The organism is Photobacterium toruni, assembly GCF_024529955.1.
Lineage (GTDB): Bacteria > Pseudomonadota > Gammaproteobacteria > Enterobacterales > Vibrionaceae > Photobacterium > Photobacterium toruni.
Genome location: NZ_AP024854.1, coordinates 567,856 through 587,395, shown reverse-complemented (window position 1 = coordinate 587,395; position 19,540 = coordinate 567,856). Strand labels below are relative to the sequence as shown.

At 39.6% G+C, this 19,540-nt stretch carries 12 protein-coding genes; 5 read left to right on the top strand and 7 right to left on the bottom strand.

Features of this window, described 5'->3' with window-relative positions:
- Positions 1–17 precede the first annotated feature (17 nt).
- Positions 18–1,127, bottom strand: a complete 1,110-nt coding sequence (gene mltA, locus OC457_RS02945) for a murein transglycosylase A (RefSeq protein WP_390948858.1) — start codon at positions 1,125–1,127, stop codon at positions 18–20.
- Positions 1,128–1,554: 427 nt separating this feature from the next.
- On the opposite strand from mltA, the gene argA reads away from it, so the two are divergent.
- A complete protein-coding gene (gene argA / locus OC457_RS02940; protein WP_080175716.1) occupies positions 1,555–2,889 on the top strand; it encodes an amino-acid N-acetyltransferase in 1,335 nt (444 codons plus the stop codon).
- 75 nt (positions 2,890–2,964) lie between these two features.
- Here argA and recD read toward each other — a convergent pair whose 3' ends face one another.
- The 4 genes from recD to OC457_RS02920 form a co-directional block, all read right to left on the bottom strand.
- On the bottom strand, positions 2,965–5,040 hold the full coding sequence (gene recD / locus OC457_RS02935; protein WP_080175717.1) for an exodeoxyribonuclease V subunit alpha: 2,076 nt from the start codon (positions 5,038–5,040) through the stop codon (positions 2,965–2,967).
- Positions 5,033–8,644, bottom strand: coding sequence for an exodeoxyribonuclease V subunit beta (gene recB / locus OC457_RS02930; RefSeq protein WP_080175718.1), 3,612 nt, complete (start codon positions 8,642–8,644; stop codon positions 5,033–5,035). Before recB ends, recD begins: the two co-directional genes overlap by 8 nt.
- 284 nt (positions 8,645–8,928) lie before the next feature.
- A complete protein-coding gene (recC, locus tag OC457_RS02925) occupies positions 8,929–12,390 on the bottom strand; it encodes an exodeoxyribonuclease V subunit gamma (protein ID WP_080175719.1) in 3,462 nt (1,153 codons plus the stop codon).
- Positions 12,391–12,594: 204 nt separating this feature from the next.
- On the bottom strand, positions 12,595–13,587 hold the full coding sequence (locus tag OC457_RS02920) for a TDT family transporter (protein WP_080175720.1): 993 nt from the start codon (positions 13,585–13,587) through the stop codon (positions 12,595–12,597).
- A 166-nt stretch (positions 13,588–13,753) separates the two neighbouring features.
- On the opposite strand from OC457_RS02920, the gene OC457_RS02915 reads away from it, so the two are divergent.
- Positions 13,754–14,641 carry a LysR substrate-binding domain-containing protein gene (locus tag OC457_RS02915; protein ID WP_080175721.1) on the top strand — a complete coding sequence of 296 codons (888 nt, stop codon included), beginning with the start codon at positions 13,754–13,756 and terminating at the stop codon, positions 14,639–14,641.
- Here OC457_RS02915 and OC457_RS02910 read toward each other — a convergent pair.
- A complete protein-coding gene (locus tag OC457_RS02910; RefSeq protein ID WP_080175734.1) occupies positions 14,638–15,324 on the bottom strand; it encodes a DNA-3-methyladenine glycosylase I in 687 nt (228 codons plus the stop codon). The two genes, OC457_RS02915 and OC457_RS02910, sit on opposite strands and share 4 nt — an antisense overlap.
- 82 nt (positions 15,325–15,406) lie before the next feature.
- On the opposite strand from OC457_RS02910, the gene OC457_RS02905 reads away from it, so the two are divergent.
- Complete coding sequence (locus tag OC457_RS02905; protein WP_080175722.1) at positions 15,407–15,709, top strand: YebG family protein; 303 nt, start codon at positions 15,407–15,409, stop codon at positions 15,707–15,709.
- 330 nt (positions 15,710–16,039) lie between these two features.
- On the top strand, positions 16,040–17,071 hold the full coding sequence (gene dapD, locus OC457_RS02900) for a 2,3,4,5-tetrahydropyridine-2,6-dicarboxylate N-succinyltransferase (protein ID WP_080175723.1): 1,032 nt from the start codon (positions 16,040–16,042) through the stop codon (positions 17,069–17,071).
- Positions 17,072–17,138: 67 nt separating this feature from the next.
- Here dapD and OC457_RS02895 read toward each other — a convergent pair whose 3' ends face one another.
- Entirely contained in the window at positions 17,139–17,462 is a 324-nt protein-coding gene (locus OC457_RS02895) for a hypothetical protein (RefSeq protein WP_235866976.1), read from the bottom strand.
- Between the two features lie 319 nt (positions 17,463–17,781).
- Here OC457_RS02895 and OC457_RS02890 point away from each other — a divergent pair, with 319 nt between their 5' ends.
- On the top strand, positions 17,782–19,524 hold the full coding sequence (locus OC457_RS02890; RefSeq protein ID WP_080175725.1) for a pyridoxal phosphate-dependent decarboxylase family protein: 1,743 nt from the start codon (positions 17,782–17,784) through the stop codon (positions 19,522–19,524).
- Positions 19,525–19,540 lie beyond the last annotated feature (16 nt).

Below are 19,540 nucleotides of genomic sequence, written 5' to 3'. Positions count from 1 at the left end.
CTCTTTGATCATAACTATTATTGTGGCATCAACCACGGGTCTTGCGTTGCTGAACCTTTAAGCCCTAAACGCCATACTCGACCAAAATGCTTATAATGGCCAGCATCAGTACCCGCTTTGGCACCCATGCCATGATATAAATCTAAGTGATTTTTTTTCACAGCGCCACCAGTATCCAAAGCTAATAATAAGCGTAATACATGCTTACCTGTCCAGTTACCTTTTGCATCTAACTGCGGGACTTCCGCTAATAATACCGACCCCATTGGAATGTATTTACGATCAGCTGCAACAGCAGCATTTGCCAACAATGGAATACCTGCACTGCCTTTAACATCTAATGTTTTACGGGGTGAGAAAAAGACAAATGATGGATTCTGCTCTAATAATTCACGTACTTGAGCCTCACTGTGATTCGCTACCCACTTTTGAATCGCTTGCAGTGACATTTTCGCTTTTGGTACTTCACCACGATCAATCAATACTCGACCAATGCTGACATAACGGTGGCCGTTTTTACCTGCATAGCCAAAATATTGCAGTTGGTTATCGTCCTCAAAATGCACAAAACCGCTGCCTTGTACTTCCATCATAAACACATCAAGCATTGATTTACTGTAACCCAATACCAAATCTTGACCGGCTAACGCACCATCATAGATTTGCTCACGTGAAGGGCAGCGACCTTTACAGTTTGGCATTGCATAAATTGGGTAACGGAAAACATTGGTCGGTTTATGACGCAACTCAATCACTGGCGAATAGTAGCCCGTAAACATCACGTTACCTTCACCATTAGCACCACCCAATTGTGCTGCCTGAATACCATATTTAGCTAACGTACTTGGATTACCACTATGTTTAGCCCAATTTTCTACTTGGTTGTATAAAGGTTCAAATTTACGCGCCATCGACGGTGAACGAGAAGTAACCATTTGGGCTTGTGGACCAAATGTACTGTAATCATGAGGCTTATTTGATGAAACTTGTGACACTTTATTTAACACTTGATCAAAGTGATGACCTAAATATTGGTGTGCTAATGGATTACCAACTGCCGCGAAGCTCGGTTTTTCCGTGGTTGTACTCTCTGGGGATGAACACCCCACCAAGCCAAAAAGAATCATTACAACTGTTGCTTTACGTAACACGATAGATAAGCCTATAAAATTTTATAAAAAGAGAAAAGATGATAACGCGTTCACTTTTATCAAAGCGGTAAACTGATGCCAATACTAACAAACACTCTCAAAAAATAAGTAACTATTTCAAACAATCGTAAATAAATGCCATAACGCTATCGAAATGTTTAAGACTCATTAAAAGTGATTAAAGTTCCATTAAAAGCATTAAATAGGCTCTGGATACTCAAGTAAAATTAAAATGAAAAGCCACCCAGAAACCAAAGTATTGGCATGTAAACAATAACCACATCACCTTGTGCATATATAAGCAACAATAGTGATTATGTATGATTTAATCTAAATCACATTTAAATGCTGCACAAAGTAAACAATTGCTTTAATTTGATGACTATATAAAACATAGATATGGATATCGCTTGTGAATACACGTAAGACTCCTTTGGTAAAAGGATTTCGCCAATCAGCCCCTTACTTAAATGCCCATGTCGGTAAAACAATGGTGATCATGGTCGGAGGTGAAGCCATTGCTGATCCTAACTTTGCTAACATTGTTAGCGATATAGCTTTGCTGCACAGCTTAGGTATTCACATTGTGATGGTGTATGGCGCTCGACCACAAATCACCACCCTATTAGAGCAACAACATTATGATAGCCCTTACCACAAAGGGATAAGAATCACTGACACACACAGTTTAGAAATGGCCAAACAAGCAGCAGGACAACTACAGCTTGATATTACCGCCCGGTTTTCAATGGGGCTAAATAACACCCCCATGGCAGGATCACAAATCAATGTCATTAGCGGTAACTTTATTATTGCGCAGCCACTAGGTATTGATGACGGTATTGATTTTTGTCACAGCGGTAAAATCCGTCGTATTAATAGCACAGCCATCACCAATCAATTAGAACAAGGTTCAATTGTATTACTCGGCCCTATTGCCAGCTCTGTCACTGGTGAATGTTTTAACCTCACCTCAGAAGAAATCGCCACTCAGGTTGCCATTCGCTTACAAGCAGATAAACTGATTGGCTTTTGTTCAGAGCAAGGAGTTGTTGATAATAATGACATCATCTCAGAATTATTGCCCTTTGAAGCCGAACAAGTACTGCAGCAGCTTATTGATAACGATGATCAACAAAGTGGCACTGGTCGTTTCCTGCGGGGCGCAATTACAGCTTGTCGTGCCGGTGTACCACGTAGCCATTTACTAAGCTATAAACAAGATGGCGCATTAATTCAGGAACTATTTTCATTAGATGGTATTGGCACTCAAATTGTAATGTCGAGTGCAGAAAAGATTCGCCGAGCCAATATTAACGATATCGGGGGCATTTTAGATTTAATTCAGCCATTAGAAAAAGACGGAATTTTAGTACGCCGTTCACGAGAACAACTTGAACGTGAAATTACTCTTTTTAGTGTGATTGAACTTGATAACCTTATTATTGGTTGTGCTGCACTCTATCCGTATTCTGATGAAAAAATGGCAGAGATGGCTTGTGTGGCTATTCATCCTGACTTTAGAGATGGGGATCGTGGAGTATTATTGCTCAATAAACTATGCCAACAAGCACGAGAAGCAGATCTTGATAATATCTTTGTTCTCACCACCCGTAGTGTGCATTGGTTTCGTGAACAAGGATTTTATGAATGTGATATTGACCAACTACCATTGATAAAAAAAGATCTCTACAACTATCAACGTCGTTCTAAAATACTGATAATGCCTACCCGTTAAATAAATAACGATACCGCTATGACACAATGCCAGCACGAATGCTGGCATTGGTAGCGATGATCATTACTAACAAGATTATACTAATAACTGAGCTAAACCACTGGCTCGTTCTGTCCGTACTTGCACGCTTTTAGTAATAATATCCATAGGTGCATAGAGATATAACCGCGACTTAGCACGTGTAATACCGGTATAAATTAATTCACGGGTTAAAATAGGTGTGTATTCCGAAGGTAACACTATTACTGTATCAGCAAATTCTGACCCCTGTGATTTATGGATCGTCATCGCATACACCACCTCATGCTCAGGAATACGACTAGGTAAAATACCGCGAATCGTACCATCAGGCATTTCAAAATAAACCCGTAATCGACGTCGTCCACTATCAGGATCTATTTCTGGCTCTAACATCGTCATGCCAATATCACCGTTAAATAACCCTAATGCGTGATCATTACGGGTGATCATAATTGGACGACCGACATACCATGTCTCATCATTTGGTGAAATACGACCACGATGCGTTAACTCTTTTTCAATCCGTTGATTTAAACCTACAACACCAAAATCCCCTTCTCGTAATGCACATAACAATCGTACATTTGAAAATGCTTTTAATACCTCGGCAGGTGTTTTATTCGCTTTTATCGCATCGATATAATCAAGATAAAACGTCACCACTTGGTTAATCATCGAGACATAGGTTTCGCTACCTAATGGATAATGGTGAATATCTTTAAACCCTTGTTGCCATACTTTATTTACCAGTGCTGGTTTGCCTTGGTTTATCGCTTGAGCTAACTGACCAATACCAGATAAAGCATGGAAGCGATAACTTTTTTGCAGCATACATAAACAATCGGTCACCACACTTAAACCAATATTATTAGAGTGCAGATCAAACCCTGTTAACTGACTTAATAACTGTCCTTGTTGTGCACTGTAGCCTTGATTTGCAAAAGAACAAATATCACCCAGCACAGCACCAGCTTCAACTGACGCTAATTGATCTCGATCACCCAATAAAATTAATTTAGCGCCTTGTGGCATCGCTTCTAATAATCGCGCCATCATTGGTAAATCAACCATTGATGCTTCATCAACCACTAACACATCAAGGTGAAGTGGATTATCTTTACTATGCCGAAACTCTACTTTATTGGGAATCGAGCCTAATAAACGATGTAATGTACTAGATTGTGTTGGAATTAAATCTTTAATCGCCTGCGGTACAGCTAATGATTTAATGGCTGAACCAATCGATTCTGTTAATCGAGCTGCGGCTTTACCCGTGGGTGCCACCAGCATAATATTCGGTTTATGTTCGCCATTAGCTTGCATCACTAATGCAGCTAACAATTTAGCCACCGTGGTCGTTTTACCCGTACCGGGACCACCTGAGATCACCGCAAACTGGCGAGTTAACGCCATTGCTGCTGCCACTTTTTGCCAATTTAAACAACTCGTCGTTGGCACTAGACTGTCTAATGGTTGTAAATCTGTTATTTGCTGCGCATGTTGTAATACATTATCAATCGCAGCCCAATCAAGTTGCTGTGGTTTTACTATATTCAAAAAATCACAGGTTATTTGTTGGCGATGTTGACGGTCTGTTACGCCTTGTAGCGCATGATATAAATAACCATAACTTGGCTGAAATAAGGCATTCAACGCTTGATGCATCAAACCCAGTTGTTCACCCTGCCACTGAGTATCATGGATGACTTGCCCCTGATTGGTTGCCATATCCACAATCCGTTTTGCAACCGTTTGTTCAAATTGCCAATAACGATTGAGGTATAATCGACCATGATCAAACACTAATGGGCTTGCTTGTAACCCTTGTGATTGCACATTCGTCACCACGTCAAACTGTGATAATAATTGCGCCCATTGACTCGGCTCAGGTAAACCGTCAATTAACGCTACTGATAGTCGAGTTGGTAAACCAAATAAATGTTGTGCACGCACGAGTTCAAGCTGAACGCACACATGGCCTTTACCTAATTCATAACTAACAAGTGCAGCCATCAGTGCCGCTAGATCTTGTTGCGATTGAGGACTATGCAGCGCCACAAATTTAGCAAATTGGTAATCAAGCTGACGTAAGCCACCTTGTTTAGTCAGGGTTTGTAAACGCTTAAGCATGGGGTAGCGCTCCTTTCATGAGTAAATCCAATTCATCAAGTAATTGTTCACTTGGACGCGCGTAAAAAATACCACTATCACTCCCCGCCTGAATGCCTCGCAAAAATAAATAATATACGCCACCAAAATGGGTTTCATAGCTATAGTTAGGTATGCGACTACGCAAAAAACGTTGTAGTGCTAACGCATAGATTTGATACTGCAAATCATAGCGATGTTCACGCATCGCCGTTTGCAGTTGCTCACCACGATATACTTGCGGATCATCACCGAGATAATTTGATTTCCAGTCTAAAACGTAATACTTACCTTGGTGTTCAAACACTAAATCGATAAAACCTTTTAGCATACCACTGACGGTTGCAAAGCCTAGCTCACCGGCTTTAGCTGACAACGGATCATGCTTAGCAATCACCTTGTTTAATGCCACCGCTTGTAAAATTTCAATCGGCAATAAAAATTCCATTTCCGTTAATCGTTGTGACGCTCCCTTATCGGCTAATCGCAACGCATCACCATCAAGGGCGCAAGTTAATACATTCTGAATTAGCTGCTGTAATACCGGCAACCACGCTAATTCATAATTTTCTAATGCCAACAATTCAGTTAATTTTGCAACTGTTTCAGGGCAATCAACCGCAGCAGTAAAATCAATTTCTTCAAACACAGTATGTAAAAATGTACCGGGACGAGCGCCACGAGGAAAAGTATAAATCGAGTATTGTGGTTCTAATTCTAACTCGTTGTCATCAACGTCTGCTGTTACATTTTGTACCGAATCAATATCAAACCCAGGCAAATCTAAACTACTGTCATGAGCACTCTGATGCCCTTGTTTAACAAGATTAGAATAACTGGTCATCCACCAATTACGCTCTAATGCGCCAGTGAAAGGGCGCTTAACTAAAGCTTCACTCACTTCATCTTGAGGTTGCCATTGTGTGTCAGTAAGTTGTGGCGGCTCGGTCACTGTAATTGCGCCTTGTGCCTCACAAAGCTTGGCTAATGCGAGTTCCAATGCCGCCACACTACCAGCCTCACCATTTTGCACTAAATGTCCCATCGCTGAACGATGTAATCCCGTTGGCTCTTTAACACTGCGTCCATTACGAATCGGAGCCATACCAACATAACAGCCATAAACAGCACGGGTTAATGCCACATAAATTAACCGCAAATCTTCGGCTAATCGCTCTTGATCCGCTTTTTCGATTGCTGCTACTTGTTTACCAATATCAAGCACTGTGATGTTATCAACCTCATCGTGATATTTAACTTCACTTTTACTATCTACTTCACGGTAGCTACATACAAACGGCATAAAGACTATGTCATATTCCAAACCTTTCGATTTATGAATAGTAACAATCTGAACTAGGTTACGTTCAGACTCTAACCGCATTACTTGATCGTCTGCATTACCGTTTGGCTCTGCAACATGCTCAGCTAACCAGCGTAATAGTGCATAATCACTGTCTAACGTTTGGCTCTCTTGTTGTAATAATTCGCCGATATGCAGTAAATCTGTTAATCGACGCTCACCGCCATCTTCAGCTAACAATCGTTCTGCAATTTTATTTTTAGCCATCACGCTGCGTAACATTGGCATCACGCCGCGCTTTTGCCACTGCTGGCGATATTGCTTAAAGCTATTAACCGCAATTTCCCACTCATTCTCATCATTATTGAGTTGATCAAGTTCAAGAGCGGTACGAGCAAACAACCCTGACGCCAACGCGGCACGTAATATACGATCATCTTCTGGGGTTAATACCGCTTGTAATAACCGTTGAATATCCGCCGCTTCCGGTGTTGAAAAAACACTATCACGGTTAGATAAATAGACACTAGCGATACCTTGTTTAGATAACGCTTCGCGCACTAATCGCCCTTCAGTACCAGTACGTACTAACACTGCGATATTTCCCGCTTCAATACTATGTTGTTGATCGTTATCTAAGAAATAAGCTTGCTGCTGCTGTGATAGAGTCAGAATATGTTGAATTTGTGCTGCCGTGGCTGCCGCCATTGTTGCCTGATAATTACCCTTGGTTATCGGTTTACCATCAAGGCTACCTTGTAACCAAAACGTCAATGCATGCTGAGATTCACCGTTTAACCACCAGCTTCGTTGAGTGGCTTTAGGGCTATGATCCACTGCTAAAAATTCAATATCTTGATCGTAAATAAACGGACTTTGTGGTTGTTGAAATACCGCATTAACTGCCGCAATCATCGCCGCCGTTGAACGCCAGTTTGTTGCTAGAGTATAGTGATCAGTGACTTGGCGACGAGCTTGAATATAAGTAAAAATATCAGCACCACGAAATGCATAAATAGCTTGTTTAGGATCACCAATCATAAACAATCCACATTCAGGATGATGGCGATAAACATCACTAAAAATACCGTATTGAAGTGGATCGGTATCTTGGAATTCATCGATCATCGCTACCGGATATTGGGCGCGTATTTTTCCAGCTAGCAATTCATCAACATCATTATCGATCGCAGCCCCTAACTGCGTTAGTAAGTCATCAAACGATAACCACCCTTTACGCGTTTTAGCATCAGCCAACAATTGGCGACAATGCTCAATCGCATGAGCTAATAATGGTTCACGCAAATTAGCCGGATTATCTAACAGTTCAGCAATAACATTAAAAACCTCATGCTCAGGCGCATCACCTTTGGCGGTTTTTTCAATTAATGTTTGCTGATGAAAGCGTATTAAATTATCAGGCAGTTCATAACCCACCGTTGGTTGAGCGGCCCATGCACTGACTTGCTCTAACCAATTGGGTAAACTTTTTTTAGTGTAACTGCGTTTATTCACCCCAGAATTAGCAATTAGGGGTTCAAGATCTGCTTGATGCTCACGCCATAACGCTTTTACTTCATCAATACGTACAATATTTTGTTGATGTAATTGTTCTAACGATTCCGTCATGGCCGCTACGGATAATCGTAATGGCGCCCCCGTTAAACTATTACCAATTTCTTTTAATAATGCAGTGGGTGATGACCAAATTTCACGAACTTCATGCGCTAACGCTGTTGGTAAACGGTAAAAATTACTCCGCCAATAATCCGCAACCACTAACTTTTTCAATTGGCTTTCATCGGTTACAAATTCATTATTAAACCGACTACCGGATTCAAATGCATTTTGCGTCAACATTCGCTGACAAAAACCATGAATAGTATAAATAGCCGCTTCATCCATTCTTCTTTCCGCATCTTTAAGGATTCGAGCTGCTAGTTTATGATCTTGGGTATCACTTAATAACGCATCAATAGTATCTTTAAATGGACCAACACTTTGTCCTCTCGAAAAAGAAACATAAGCATCTTTAATTCCTTTCCGAATACGATCTCTTAACTCAGCCGTTGCTGCTTCTGTGAAAGTCACCACAAGAATTTGATCTACCTCTAATGACTTATTATGGGAGCAATCTTTATTACCGTGCCCTAACAACAAACGAAGATATAAGCTAACAATAGTAAATGTTTTACCCGTTCCCGCAGATGCTTCGATCAAACGCGTGCCGTGTAATGGAAACGTCATTGGTTGCAGTATGTTTGTTAGTACTTCAGTCGTCATTATGTTACTCATCCCATGGTTACTATCTATAACAACAGCACTAACCTGAAGCTTATTAATGTCAACTATCAGGCTCGTTATTATGTGACCCAACACTTATAAGCAAATATTGGCGTCTAATATTCTATTGTATTCCTATAATGTGAGAACTTACTCACGGTTTGTACTGCAGCGGTTAGTTAGTATCAGCGCCAGAAACTTGGTCACCTCTGGACCTGTGGCCGCACAGCGAACACCCTACAACTAACAATGATTTGCTGGCGGCCACACTACTTCATTTCTGCTTATTCTGGTTTAATTTCTTTGCTATTCACCACCGCAGCTTGCAGCACTAACATCGCTAATTGATTAGCTTCTTGTGCTACATCATTATTCCATTGTGACCACACTCGTTTGATATAATCATCACTGCCTTCACCTGCAAATAAATAGCTATCATTAAAACATTCAGCCATTTTCGTCAGTGCTTTTTGCTCAGTATCTGTATCATCTTTCCAACTGCCATCACGACCAATATGCGCCTGTATTGCCGCCATTGCTGTTTGAGGGAAATACGCTAAGGGTTGATTTAATCCTTGGTAATACAGTTCAATTAGTTGCTGCAAATACGCCAGGGCTTGCTGAGGTTCAATACGCTGTAATTCAAGGTGCTTATCCGTGCCGATCACATGAGTAACCTGTAGATTTTCAGGCACTGACACAGCCAAACATAGATGGTCAAACCAAGCAGTTAAAAGATCTTGTGGGCGAATTTTGCCAGTACGATAACGTAATAATCCAGACTGATAACGTTTCTTTAGCCAGCCTTGTAAAACCACTTGATGGTCTGCTACCTGCACCGTGATCGTCACTTCTTGATCAGCCAATGAGGCATGAATTAATGGCTCAATCACCGCCGTTAAATTAGTCACCGCTTGACGGCTTGCTGCCAAATCAAGAGCACCAAATGCAGCGACAGGTAAATTGCCTGCTGCTCGCTGCTCTGCTGCAAACTGGTTATAAATTACATCGGGATCCGTATTGTTGAGTTTGGCGTCTAATAATAATTCTAATAACTGATCTCTAATCACATAGCTTTCTAAGCCATTGAGCACAAACGGTTCATCATCTTCTAATAAGCCCATAGATGATTCAAAATAGACTTTAAGACGACGGTTAAAAAAGTAACGTACAGGTAAACGCCAAAAACGCTGTAATTCAGCCAACTCTAAGCCTAACACGTGATCATCAGCCATCGGCTCAGCCATTAACGCATTAAGCTGAAATGGCGCACTTGCCTGCCCATCACGGTTAGCTGCAGGTAACCATTCAATAGCAAAACTGGCTTGTTTTCCAATAAACGCACTCGGACTAAACGGCACTAATGGATGATGTTGAATTAACTGCTGTTTGATATTTTCAGCAGAAATATCCACAGCTAATGATTGATCACCTACACAGCAATAACCTTGTTGGCAATACTCCACCAGCTCACTAACCAATACGGAGGGTACTTTTGGAGCATTGTCTTGAATCGAACGACCAACATAGCTGATATATAATGTTTGTTGGGCAGATAACAATGCTTCTAAAAACAGATAACGGTCATCATCACGACGAGAACGATCACCCGCTTTAGTGCGACCATTCATAAGATCGAACCCTTCAGGAGCAATATTACGTGGATAAGCGCCATCGTTCATTCCTAATAAACACACCACATTAAAAGGAATAGAGCGCATTGGCATCAAAGTACAGAAGTTAACTTGTCCAGCTAAGAATCGTTGACTAACACGCTCACCAGAGAGTTTATCTTTTAAGTATTGGGTTAATACTGCGGGTGTAATCTGCCCTTGATAACCCGCATCTTGTAGTTGCTGATGTAAACGCTGTAAGTTATCCCGAATCGATTTTAAAATTAACTCACCTTCCAGCTCTACCACAAAAAAATCGTCCAATAGCTGATGCAATAACTCAGCCCATTGATTAACCGTTTGTGATTGTGCCAAGGCATGACGATATTCAATTAAACTATCAATAAATCCGGCTAACTGTCCCGCTAATTCCGCATCTAACCCTTGTACTTGCTCATAAGCAGAGATCCCTGCAAACAAGCCGGTATCATGTGGCATTGCATAGCCCAGCAGCATTCGTTGAATACCAAATAACCATGTGTTTTGCAGTTGTTCAGGTAAATCAAACTGGCTTGCCGTATGTTGATCAAGCCCCCAGCGAATACCAACTTCTTCAATCCATTGTTTGATTTTTTCAAAACTAATACTGTCAAAACCAAACTTTTCCATCACTGCTGGTACTTCTAATAACTCTAATAATTCAGAAGCATGGCAGCGGCTTTCAGGTAAAGTCAGTAAACGTAAAAATGCCAATAGAATCGGATTTTCTTGCTCAGCAGTACGATCAGAAATAGAGAACGGAATGTAACGATTACCCGGCGCATTACCAAATACTGATTGGATCGCGGCACTGTAAGCATTGATATCAGCCACCATCACAATCACATCACGCGGCTTTAGCTTGGGATCAGTTTCAAACATCGCCAGCAATTTATCATGTAGCACTTCCACTTCACGCATCGGACTGTGACAAGCGTGAATAGTGATCGACTGATCATCCGCCGCAATAGGGAATTTGTGTTCACTAGAGTCAAGTTGCGTGTCATCTTGGCGATCTTGAAGGTTTAAAATATCTGCTTGTATAGCATGCAATAAGGTATCAGGTTCAATATCAACAAAACCCGCATCAACTTCGTTCACTTCCATTGCCGATAACAAATAAATATTATCTCGACCGAGCTTACCCATTGATGCCAATAAACTATTACCGACAACATCATTGTGCATATCATCGTCATAATTACTTTGGTCGTTATCTTTAAGTACAGACAACAAGGCATCAAGATCATCATCGGTAGTGATATTTTGTAACTGTACTCGCTGTCTTGCTGCTAGACGTGCCAGATGCTTACGGTCGCGAATATCACCCCAATAATATTTACACGGGTTAGTAAACATTAAATGGACATCAATATGTTCACCAATCGCGGCTAATGCATCTAAATAACGCGGAGGTAACGATGAAATACCAAACACAAACAACCGTTGTGGTAATCCAGCAGCCAGTAATGCCGCCTTACCTTCATTACCAGAATAATTAGTAAGCGTTTCAATAAAGTGATCGTATAGATTAGCGCGATGATACGGCGATTGTTCTAAAGCTAAGGTTTGATCGTAAAGCGCTTGCCATAAGATCGGTTGCCACGGATGCTCGTCATTAAGCTCAGCAACCGTTTCACCAGCTTCCCATTGTTGAATCCATTCAGGGCGATACACCAAATATTGGTCAAAGATATCAGCAATCTTTTCAGAAAGCTGATAACACTTAAGGCTATCACTGTCATTGTCTAAATAGCGCTTTAACGGTTCAAATTCAGGTTGATCAAATTGCTGAGGTAATACCTGCATTAATTTCCATGTCATCGCTTCTTTGTTAAATGCACTCCGCTCGGGTACATCCGCCAAAATTTGAGTAAACATTTTCCAAATAAAGGTCGCAGGTAATGGAAATTCTATATTTGCAGCCACGCCAAACGAGGTCGCCAATTCCATTTTTAACCATTGTGACATGCCTGGACTTTGTACCAGAATTTGCTCTTTTTCAAATGGATTAGCTAATGGCTGTAAGCGAATCAATTCCACTAATAAGGATTTAAGTAGATCGAGCTGATTTGAATGATAGACAGTGAACACGCAGAGATTCCACAGCAGAAAAATAGATAATCAAATTGTCTACCATCACTGTGATACTGTAAATAAATACAGCTTAAAAATATTCATTCAGCATCGCAATATCACTATATAACTGCCACAAAAAAGCCCAGCCAATTGGCTGGGCAACACACTGAACATTCTCTGATACGATAATACACTCGTGAAATTACCGCATCATTGCTATCAAATGTTTTGTGGGCAGGATTGACTGCGATGGAATAACCGTCCCATTGGACGATAAAAAGCTAAATATCGAATCGCTACATAACCAATAATGATACTTGCGACATATAACTCAAGCGTTGCTAAACCATGAACTTGAGCAACATAATGTGCATCAAAACCATAACTCTTCATCCAAGCGGCTGTTTTAAATAATGCCGTTGCACCAATAGCCATAGGGAAAGTAAATGCTGCATAGCCTGGACTAAAATCTAAACGTAATAAACGGAAAAATGCTAAATAGATAATAGCTGTCATTAATACGGCAATTCCTCCCAGCAAAGCAACGATCACAGGTGAAGGTGTTGCAGTAATAGTTAAATAACCAGCCAATGATAGACTTGCTGGCGCCGCCATGATCGCAATAGTTGGTTTAGCAGCATCAGGCACTTCATCACGGAACATAAATCGATAAATCATCATCGGTAACATTACCGCATAAGCAAGCATACCGAACATTTGCAATACATAAGCTAACGGATGCAACGTAGCAAGGCCTGGAAATGAAACATCCGCAACAATAATACCAATTGGCGGTACAAACCAACTTGGCACCATATGATGTAAATGGAAATCACGAGCGCGATGGAATAAGAATAATGCTAAGAAAATAACATGTAATCCCACTGCAAATAACCAAATATACACACCAACAGTGATCGAGCCATAAACACCAACAGCTTTTGAAACCACCATTAATGCCATAGCAAATGTTGGTACAACACTACCTACAACGTGATGAGATAAATCACCCCATAATAACTTTGGATGCACTATAAATTTAGCTATTAAAATGAGTAGCATCAATGACGCAATTACTGCGCCCGTTATTTGTCCGTAACCATGAAGCTGAGCACCATTCTCCCAGCACCATAAAATACTACCAATACCTAATGCTAACCCTGCCATTGGTGTCGGAGCACCGGCTAATTTTCTTTTTGTTGCTGCAATCATATTTTTTCTCCGCTGAAATGATAGCAATAGCGAATTATTGTTTTGTTGGCAGCAGTATACCCTCTTATCAATGTTTATAATAATTGAATATATTTAAAACGGTGTTAATATTATCTTAACAAAAAGATAAGGTAAAATCCTGCTTCTATTCTTTAATGAGGTAATGATGAATATCGCACTAAAACAGCTCAAAGTTTTTGTTACCGTAGCACAAGAAAAAACAATTACCGCCGCCGCTAGCAAATTGTTTTTATCCAAACCTGCTATTAGCATGGCGTTATCAGAATTAGAAAAACAACTTGATCATAAATTATTTGATCGCAACAATAATCGTTTAATTATCAATGAACAAGGGAAGCGATTATTACCACTAGCTGATGAACTATTAGCTCGTTCTAATGCTATTGAAAATTTATTTGATCAAACAGGTCCATTAACGGGGCAATTAAAAGTAGGCTCTAGTGATACCGTTGGAAATCAAGTGACTCCCTTTCTATTACGTGATTTTAGACTTGACACCCAGCATCGAGATCAAACGCTATTTATCTCAAATACAGCTCAAATATGTCATAAATTAATGGAGTTTGAATTAGATGTTGGCTTAGTTGAAGGAAAAGTTCAGCACTCAGATCTGGTTGTTCAACCATGGCTTAGTGATCAAATGGTGATTGCTTGTCATCCTCACCACCCATTGACTCAAATTGAAAATTTGCAATTATCAGATCTCGAAAATTCAGAATGGGTATTAAGAGAAACAGGATCGGGTACGCGAGAATTTTTTCTTAATCGTATCTCACCAAGGCTAGATAAGTGGACCACCTCATTTGAACTCAATACTACTGAGGCGATCATTAATTGTGTCAGTGCTGATTTAGGTATTACATGTATTTCTCAGCGAGCGATTGCACATGCTATTGAAGAACAACGTGTTGCTATATTAACGGTGCCACTAGATATGAACCGTCAATACTGGTTGTTATACCACCAAGAAAAATATCAAAGTCCATTATTAAAATTATTCTTGGAATTTTGCCAACAATGGCAATTTGATTAAACGCGGTTATCACCAACACTAAATGCAATAATTTGGCTGATCTGGGTTAACGATCGGCCAGATTGTTGCTGCCAATCATTAAATGCATTCTGTGCTGCTCGCAATGACTTTAACGTATCACGACCACCGTCAATAACATTGGTATGACGTAAGTAAGCTTCAACATCCTGAGTAAACAAAAAAGTATCTTTACCTAACCCACGTAAACTATAAGCACCCGTTTTGCCTCCTAAACGGCAACCGTGCTTTTTAAGGTATAACCACAATCCTACAATATCTTGTTCAGGCCAATCTGCGACCATTGCCGCAAATGAACCATATTCCAATGCGGCACGATGGATCATATTGGCATTTTCAGGGATCGTCATCACCTTTTTCAAATCACGAATAATGGTTGGATCTTGCGCTTTTCGTTCCCACATTTCAGTTGGCATCAAGCCCATTTTTTCAATATCAAACTCAAAAAATGCGGTTTCAAATGCAGGCCATTTATTACGCACAACTTGCCACCGAATCCCACATTGAAACACTTTTTGAGTAAATTCAGCCAACCACCGATGATCTGCAATTAACCGCAATTGCTCTTTATTCAGTGGAGTTGTGAGTAATTTTTCTAAATTGGAGTCACTGCCCTTTCTTTCTGCAGCACGATGATAGATTTGGTTAAATTTTTCTCGAGTCATCACATTCACACGCTTAGCACTAGACTCATTCACCATACTACTGTATAAGCGTCCAGTAAATAAATTTCAGGAGAGGATGACCATGGCAGTTATCGTCAAATATGTAGTAGAGCGCAACGGGGAAGAAAAGATGACTTTTACCTCTAAATCCGAAGCTGACGCATATGACAAAATGCTTGATATGGCAGATGAGATGTTTGCTTTATTAAGTGAAAGTGACTTATTTGAAGATGAAGCTAAGCAAGAAGAACTATCAATGTTCTTAGCGCAAAATCGTGAAGAAGTCTTGGTTGCTTTAGGCGCAAAAAAAGCCAAACCAGCACCAAAAACAAAAGCTGTAAAACTTGATGGTGTTGCCGATGAGCAGCAGCAAGACGCCGCATAATTTTTAGATTATTCAGTTTGTCGTCGAAAGCCTCCTGATGGAGGTTTTTTTATTTTAACGTCCCCTCAAAACAGGCTCAGCTGTTAATTTTATCATCAATAAAATCCCTTGATTTGGTTTTACAATGTCCGCTTTGTGTTAATAAACTATGATTTTGCTCTGATTATCAGTTCACCTCTTCTCTATTTTTATAACTGTCTTTATGATGGTTTTAATTCGCGATAAATATCCTGTTAACTCAAGACCTAACAATGGGCTTATGTTATAGATAAACGTATTATTTTAATTATCGCGTCGTATTATTTTATTTGAAATGGAGAACAGGTAATCATGTCTAGCTTTGCACTTGCCCTAGGTACTGTAACTAAAAACCGTGATGGAAAAATTATTGAAGCGTATTTTCCAACCCCAACGCTACATCCATCAGAGCAACTAGTAAAAGATATTGCTACTATAGTTGATTACCATGGTGGTAACCAAGCTATCGACGTTACACCAGAACAATGTGCTGCAATTGCATCCGCATTTGAAGATGCTAATGATGAAGTAAGTGCTCAATTTGCAGCAAAAGCGACATTGTCTTCACAACCTCTCATTATGGTTATGCTTAAAACTGACATATCACCAGTATCGGTTGCTGAGGGTTTCTTAAAGCTACAACTTATTTCACACCGTTTAGTGAAACCACACGGCCTAGTTCTTGATGGTATTTTTGGATTACTACACAACATTGCATGGACAAACCAAGGTCCTATCGACTTGCCTGAACTTGCAGAGCGTCAAATGGATGCTCGTCTTAACGGCGAAACCATCACCGTTGATTGCGTAGATAAATTCCCTAAAATGGTAGATTACATTGTACCAACAGGCGTACGTATTGCTGATACCTCACGCGTACGTTTAGGTGCACATGTTGGTGAAGGTACCACCGTAATGCACGAAGGTTTCATTAACTTTAATGCCGGTACTGTCGGCGTTAGTATGGTCGAAGGACGTATCTCAGCAGGTGTTGTTGTTGGAGAAGGATCTGATATCGGTGGTGGCGCTTCTATTATGGGAACATTATCAGGAGGCGGTAAAGTCGTAGTCTCTATTGGTGAAAATAGCCTGTTAGGTGCTAATGCTGGTCTTGGTTTCCCATTGGGTGATCGTTGTACTATCGAGTCCGGTTTATATGTTACAGCAGGCTCAAAAGTACAAATGCTAGATGCTGATGGTAAAGCGGTTGAAACAGCAAAAGCACGCGATCTTGCAGGTAAAGCTGACTTATTGTTCCGTCGTAACTCAATGACAGGTCAAATTGAATGCTTAACCAATAAAACAGCCATTGAATTAAACAGTGAACTTCACAGCAATAACTAATTAAGCTCAAGTCGTTAATGATCGCCAACGGCTGCAATACTATTAGTTAGTGTTGCAGCCGTTTTTATTATGCTTCAGTCTCAGGTGCTGCTTTTTTCTTAATGATATAAATAAAAGGGTTCGTAAATGAAAATTTACTTCCTTGCGTAGTTAAACGCTTATCGCGCATTGCTATTAACACTTCCTTTTGTACTTTGACTAAAGCAAAGAAACGCAACATCATAAAACCAATTAATATTGGTAAAAATACTGAACCAGCTTCATTTGACTGTAAAATAAAGCTGATCGCCACCCAACCTATAATCATTGCAACTAATAAATAAAACGATGCGGTTTTTAATTCGATTCTAACTTCTGAATCCGTTTCATTACGCTGGGAAAAAAATCTCACGGGCTGTTCCATTACATATTAATTATATCTTTAATTATTATGTCATTAACAAATAATAACATCATAATTTTAACTTTTATTTGTTAGATTTATCACAGAATAATAAATCATCGCCATTCAAAAAGACAAAATATCAGATTTCAATTTTATAGAGTGACAACAATATTTTAAGTAGTAATTTATAAATCGAAACAAATACTTATATGCATATTTAATCATTCTATGCATATTATTACTGAGTCACAGCCTACGATTGTAATCTAACCATAGACTTCTCTACAGTATTCTATTTGTAATTATACATTTAAGGATATCTAAGATGAAAACATATGAAAGTAATTGGAATTCAAATAATCAAATAAAAGACGATGCTAGTAATTGGGCAAAATATCGTAAAGAAATGATTAGTGCTTTCCCCGCTTACCAAAAAGAAACACCAGATCCTCTAGCTGCTGCTATTGATAAAGCTGTTAAAGCAATTGATTTACTTCGTCCAGAAGCTGAAGGTCCTGCTTATTTAGGTAAAAACCCAGAATTAACCATTGATTTTGATCATGTTAAGCATATAGCTATGCCAGCAAAAATGAGTACTGCTGATAAGGTTATTGACGATACTGTTAAATTGTTTGAAGGTCTACCAAACTGGGGACACCCTTTAACAATGTGTAATGTTATTCCTCAAGCAAATACAGCATCTATTATCGCTGCTGTTTTATCTGAAATATACTCACCTAACATTCTTGAAGGCGAATATTCATGGAATGTACACCGCGCAGAATTAGAAAGTGCAGGTATGTTAGGTAATTTATTTGGATGGAATCCTGATACAACAGGTTGTTTATATACTTACGGTGGTTCAGGCTGTTGGACATACCATGTTAAATACGCATTAAGCCGTGTATTACATGATTCACGTACTAAAGGTGTACGTACAGACGCTAAAGTTATTTGTTCACAACAAGCTCACTATACCATGCTTAATAGTACTGATTGGATGGGTTTAGGAACTGACAACATTATTAAAGTTCGTACCAATATCAATACAAATGCAATGGATCTTCAACATTTAGAAGAAATTCTAAAAGATTGTAAAGAGAAAAATATTCCAGTTGCATCTGTTGTCTGTACCATGGGTACGACTGATGCAAATGCCTTTGATCCTATCGCTCAAGTTCGTGAGCTAATGGATAAATATCCAAATGACAGCACTCAGTATGGTAAGGCCTTACTTTATGCTGATGCTGTTGTATGTTGGGCATGGCTAGCCTTCCGCGAATACGATTTTGAAAAAAATCCACTTGAATTCTCTTCCGATGTACTTCCATTAATTAAAGCTAATTGCGAAGCACTTGAAGGTGTAAAATTTGCTGATGCTGTTGGTGTCGATTTCCATAAAGCAGGTTGGTCCCCATATGCAAGTAGCTGTTTTGTTTATCAAAATAGCGATGAGTTTGAAAATCTACTTAAACGTCCAGGCTCTGCATATCTACAGCCTCGTTCACCATATAATCCTTTAGACTACACACTTGAAGTATCTCGTGCAGCGACAGGTTCATTGGCTGGATGGGCAACAATGAAATACTTCGGTTATGAAGGTTTCCAAGCAATTCTTGGTGGTATCTTAGAAAATCAAAACTTCTTACGTGATATCATCGCAGCTCATACAGAAACTGTATGTGTAAACCCTGAAGATCATGGTCTTGTAACACTATTCCGTGCTTATCCTGCTGGTGTTATTGCAGAAGAAGAATACCGTAAAGAATTAACCGATCCTGCTTATAAAGAGCAATTAGTTAAAAATAATATTTTAACTAAAGCTATTGGTGATAAATTATACCATTGGTTCCGTAATGGTAAAAAAATCAACGGTCGTTGTACTCCATATTTAAGTTTCAGTACTGGATTCCGTGTTGCTGAATATAATCGTGATGCTTCAGATCCAGAAGCTTGTATTTTTGCATTAAAAGCTTTCCCTATGAATGTTCATGTCACTCCAGATATTATGCGTCATGTTATTGATTGCGTTTTAGCGGCAAGAGATGAAGTTATTTCTGAACAATAATTTAAGATGAATAAAA

Bases quoted from the DNA above. Each gene is read 5' to 3' on its own strand.
- mltA (WP_390948858.1), bottom strand. From the start codon at position 1,127: ATGATTCTTTTTGGCTTGGTGGGGTGTTCATCCCCAGAGAGTACAACC.
- recD (WP_080175717.1), bottom strand. From the start codon at position 5,040: ATGCTTAAGCGTTTACAAACCCTGACTAAACAAGGTGGCTTACGTCAG.
- recB (WP_080175718.1), bottom strand. From the start codon at position 8,644: ATGACGACTGAAGTACTAACAAACATACTGCAACCAATGACGTTTCCA.
- OC457_RS02920 (WP_080175720.1), bottom strand. From the start codon at position 13,587: ATGATTGCAGCAACAAAAAGAAAATTAGCCGGTGCTCCGACACCAATG.
- OC457_RS02915 (WP_080175721.1), top strand. From the start codon at position 13,754: ATGAATATCGCACTAAAACAGCTCAAAGTTTTTGTTACCGTAGCACAA.
- OC457_RS02910 (WP_080175734.1), bottom strand. From the start codon at position 15,324: ATGACTCGAGAAAAATTTAACCAAATCTATCATCGTGCTGCAGAAAGA.
- OC457_RS02905 (WP_080175722.1), top strand. From the start codon at position 15,407: ATGGCAGTTATCGTCAAATATGTAGTAGAGCGCAACGGGGAAGAAAAG.
- dapD (WP_080175723.1), top strand. From the start codon at position 16,040: ATGTCTAGCTTTGCACTTGCCCTAGGTACTGTAACTAAAAACCGTGAT.
- OC457_RS02890 (WP_080175725.1), top strand. From the start codon at position 17,782: ATGAAAACATATGAAAGTAATTGGAATTCAAATAATCAAATAAAAGAC.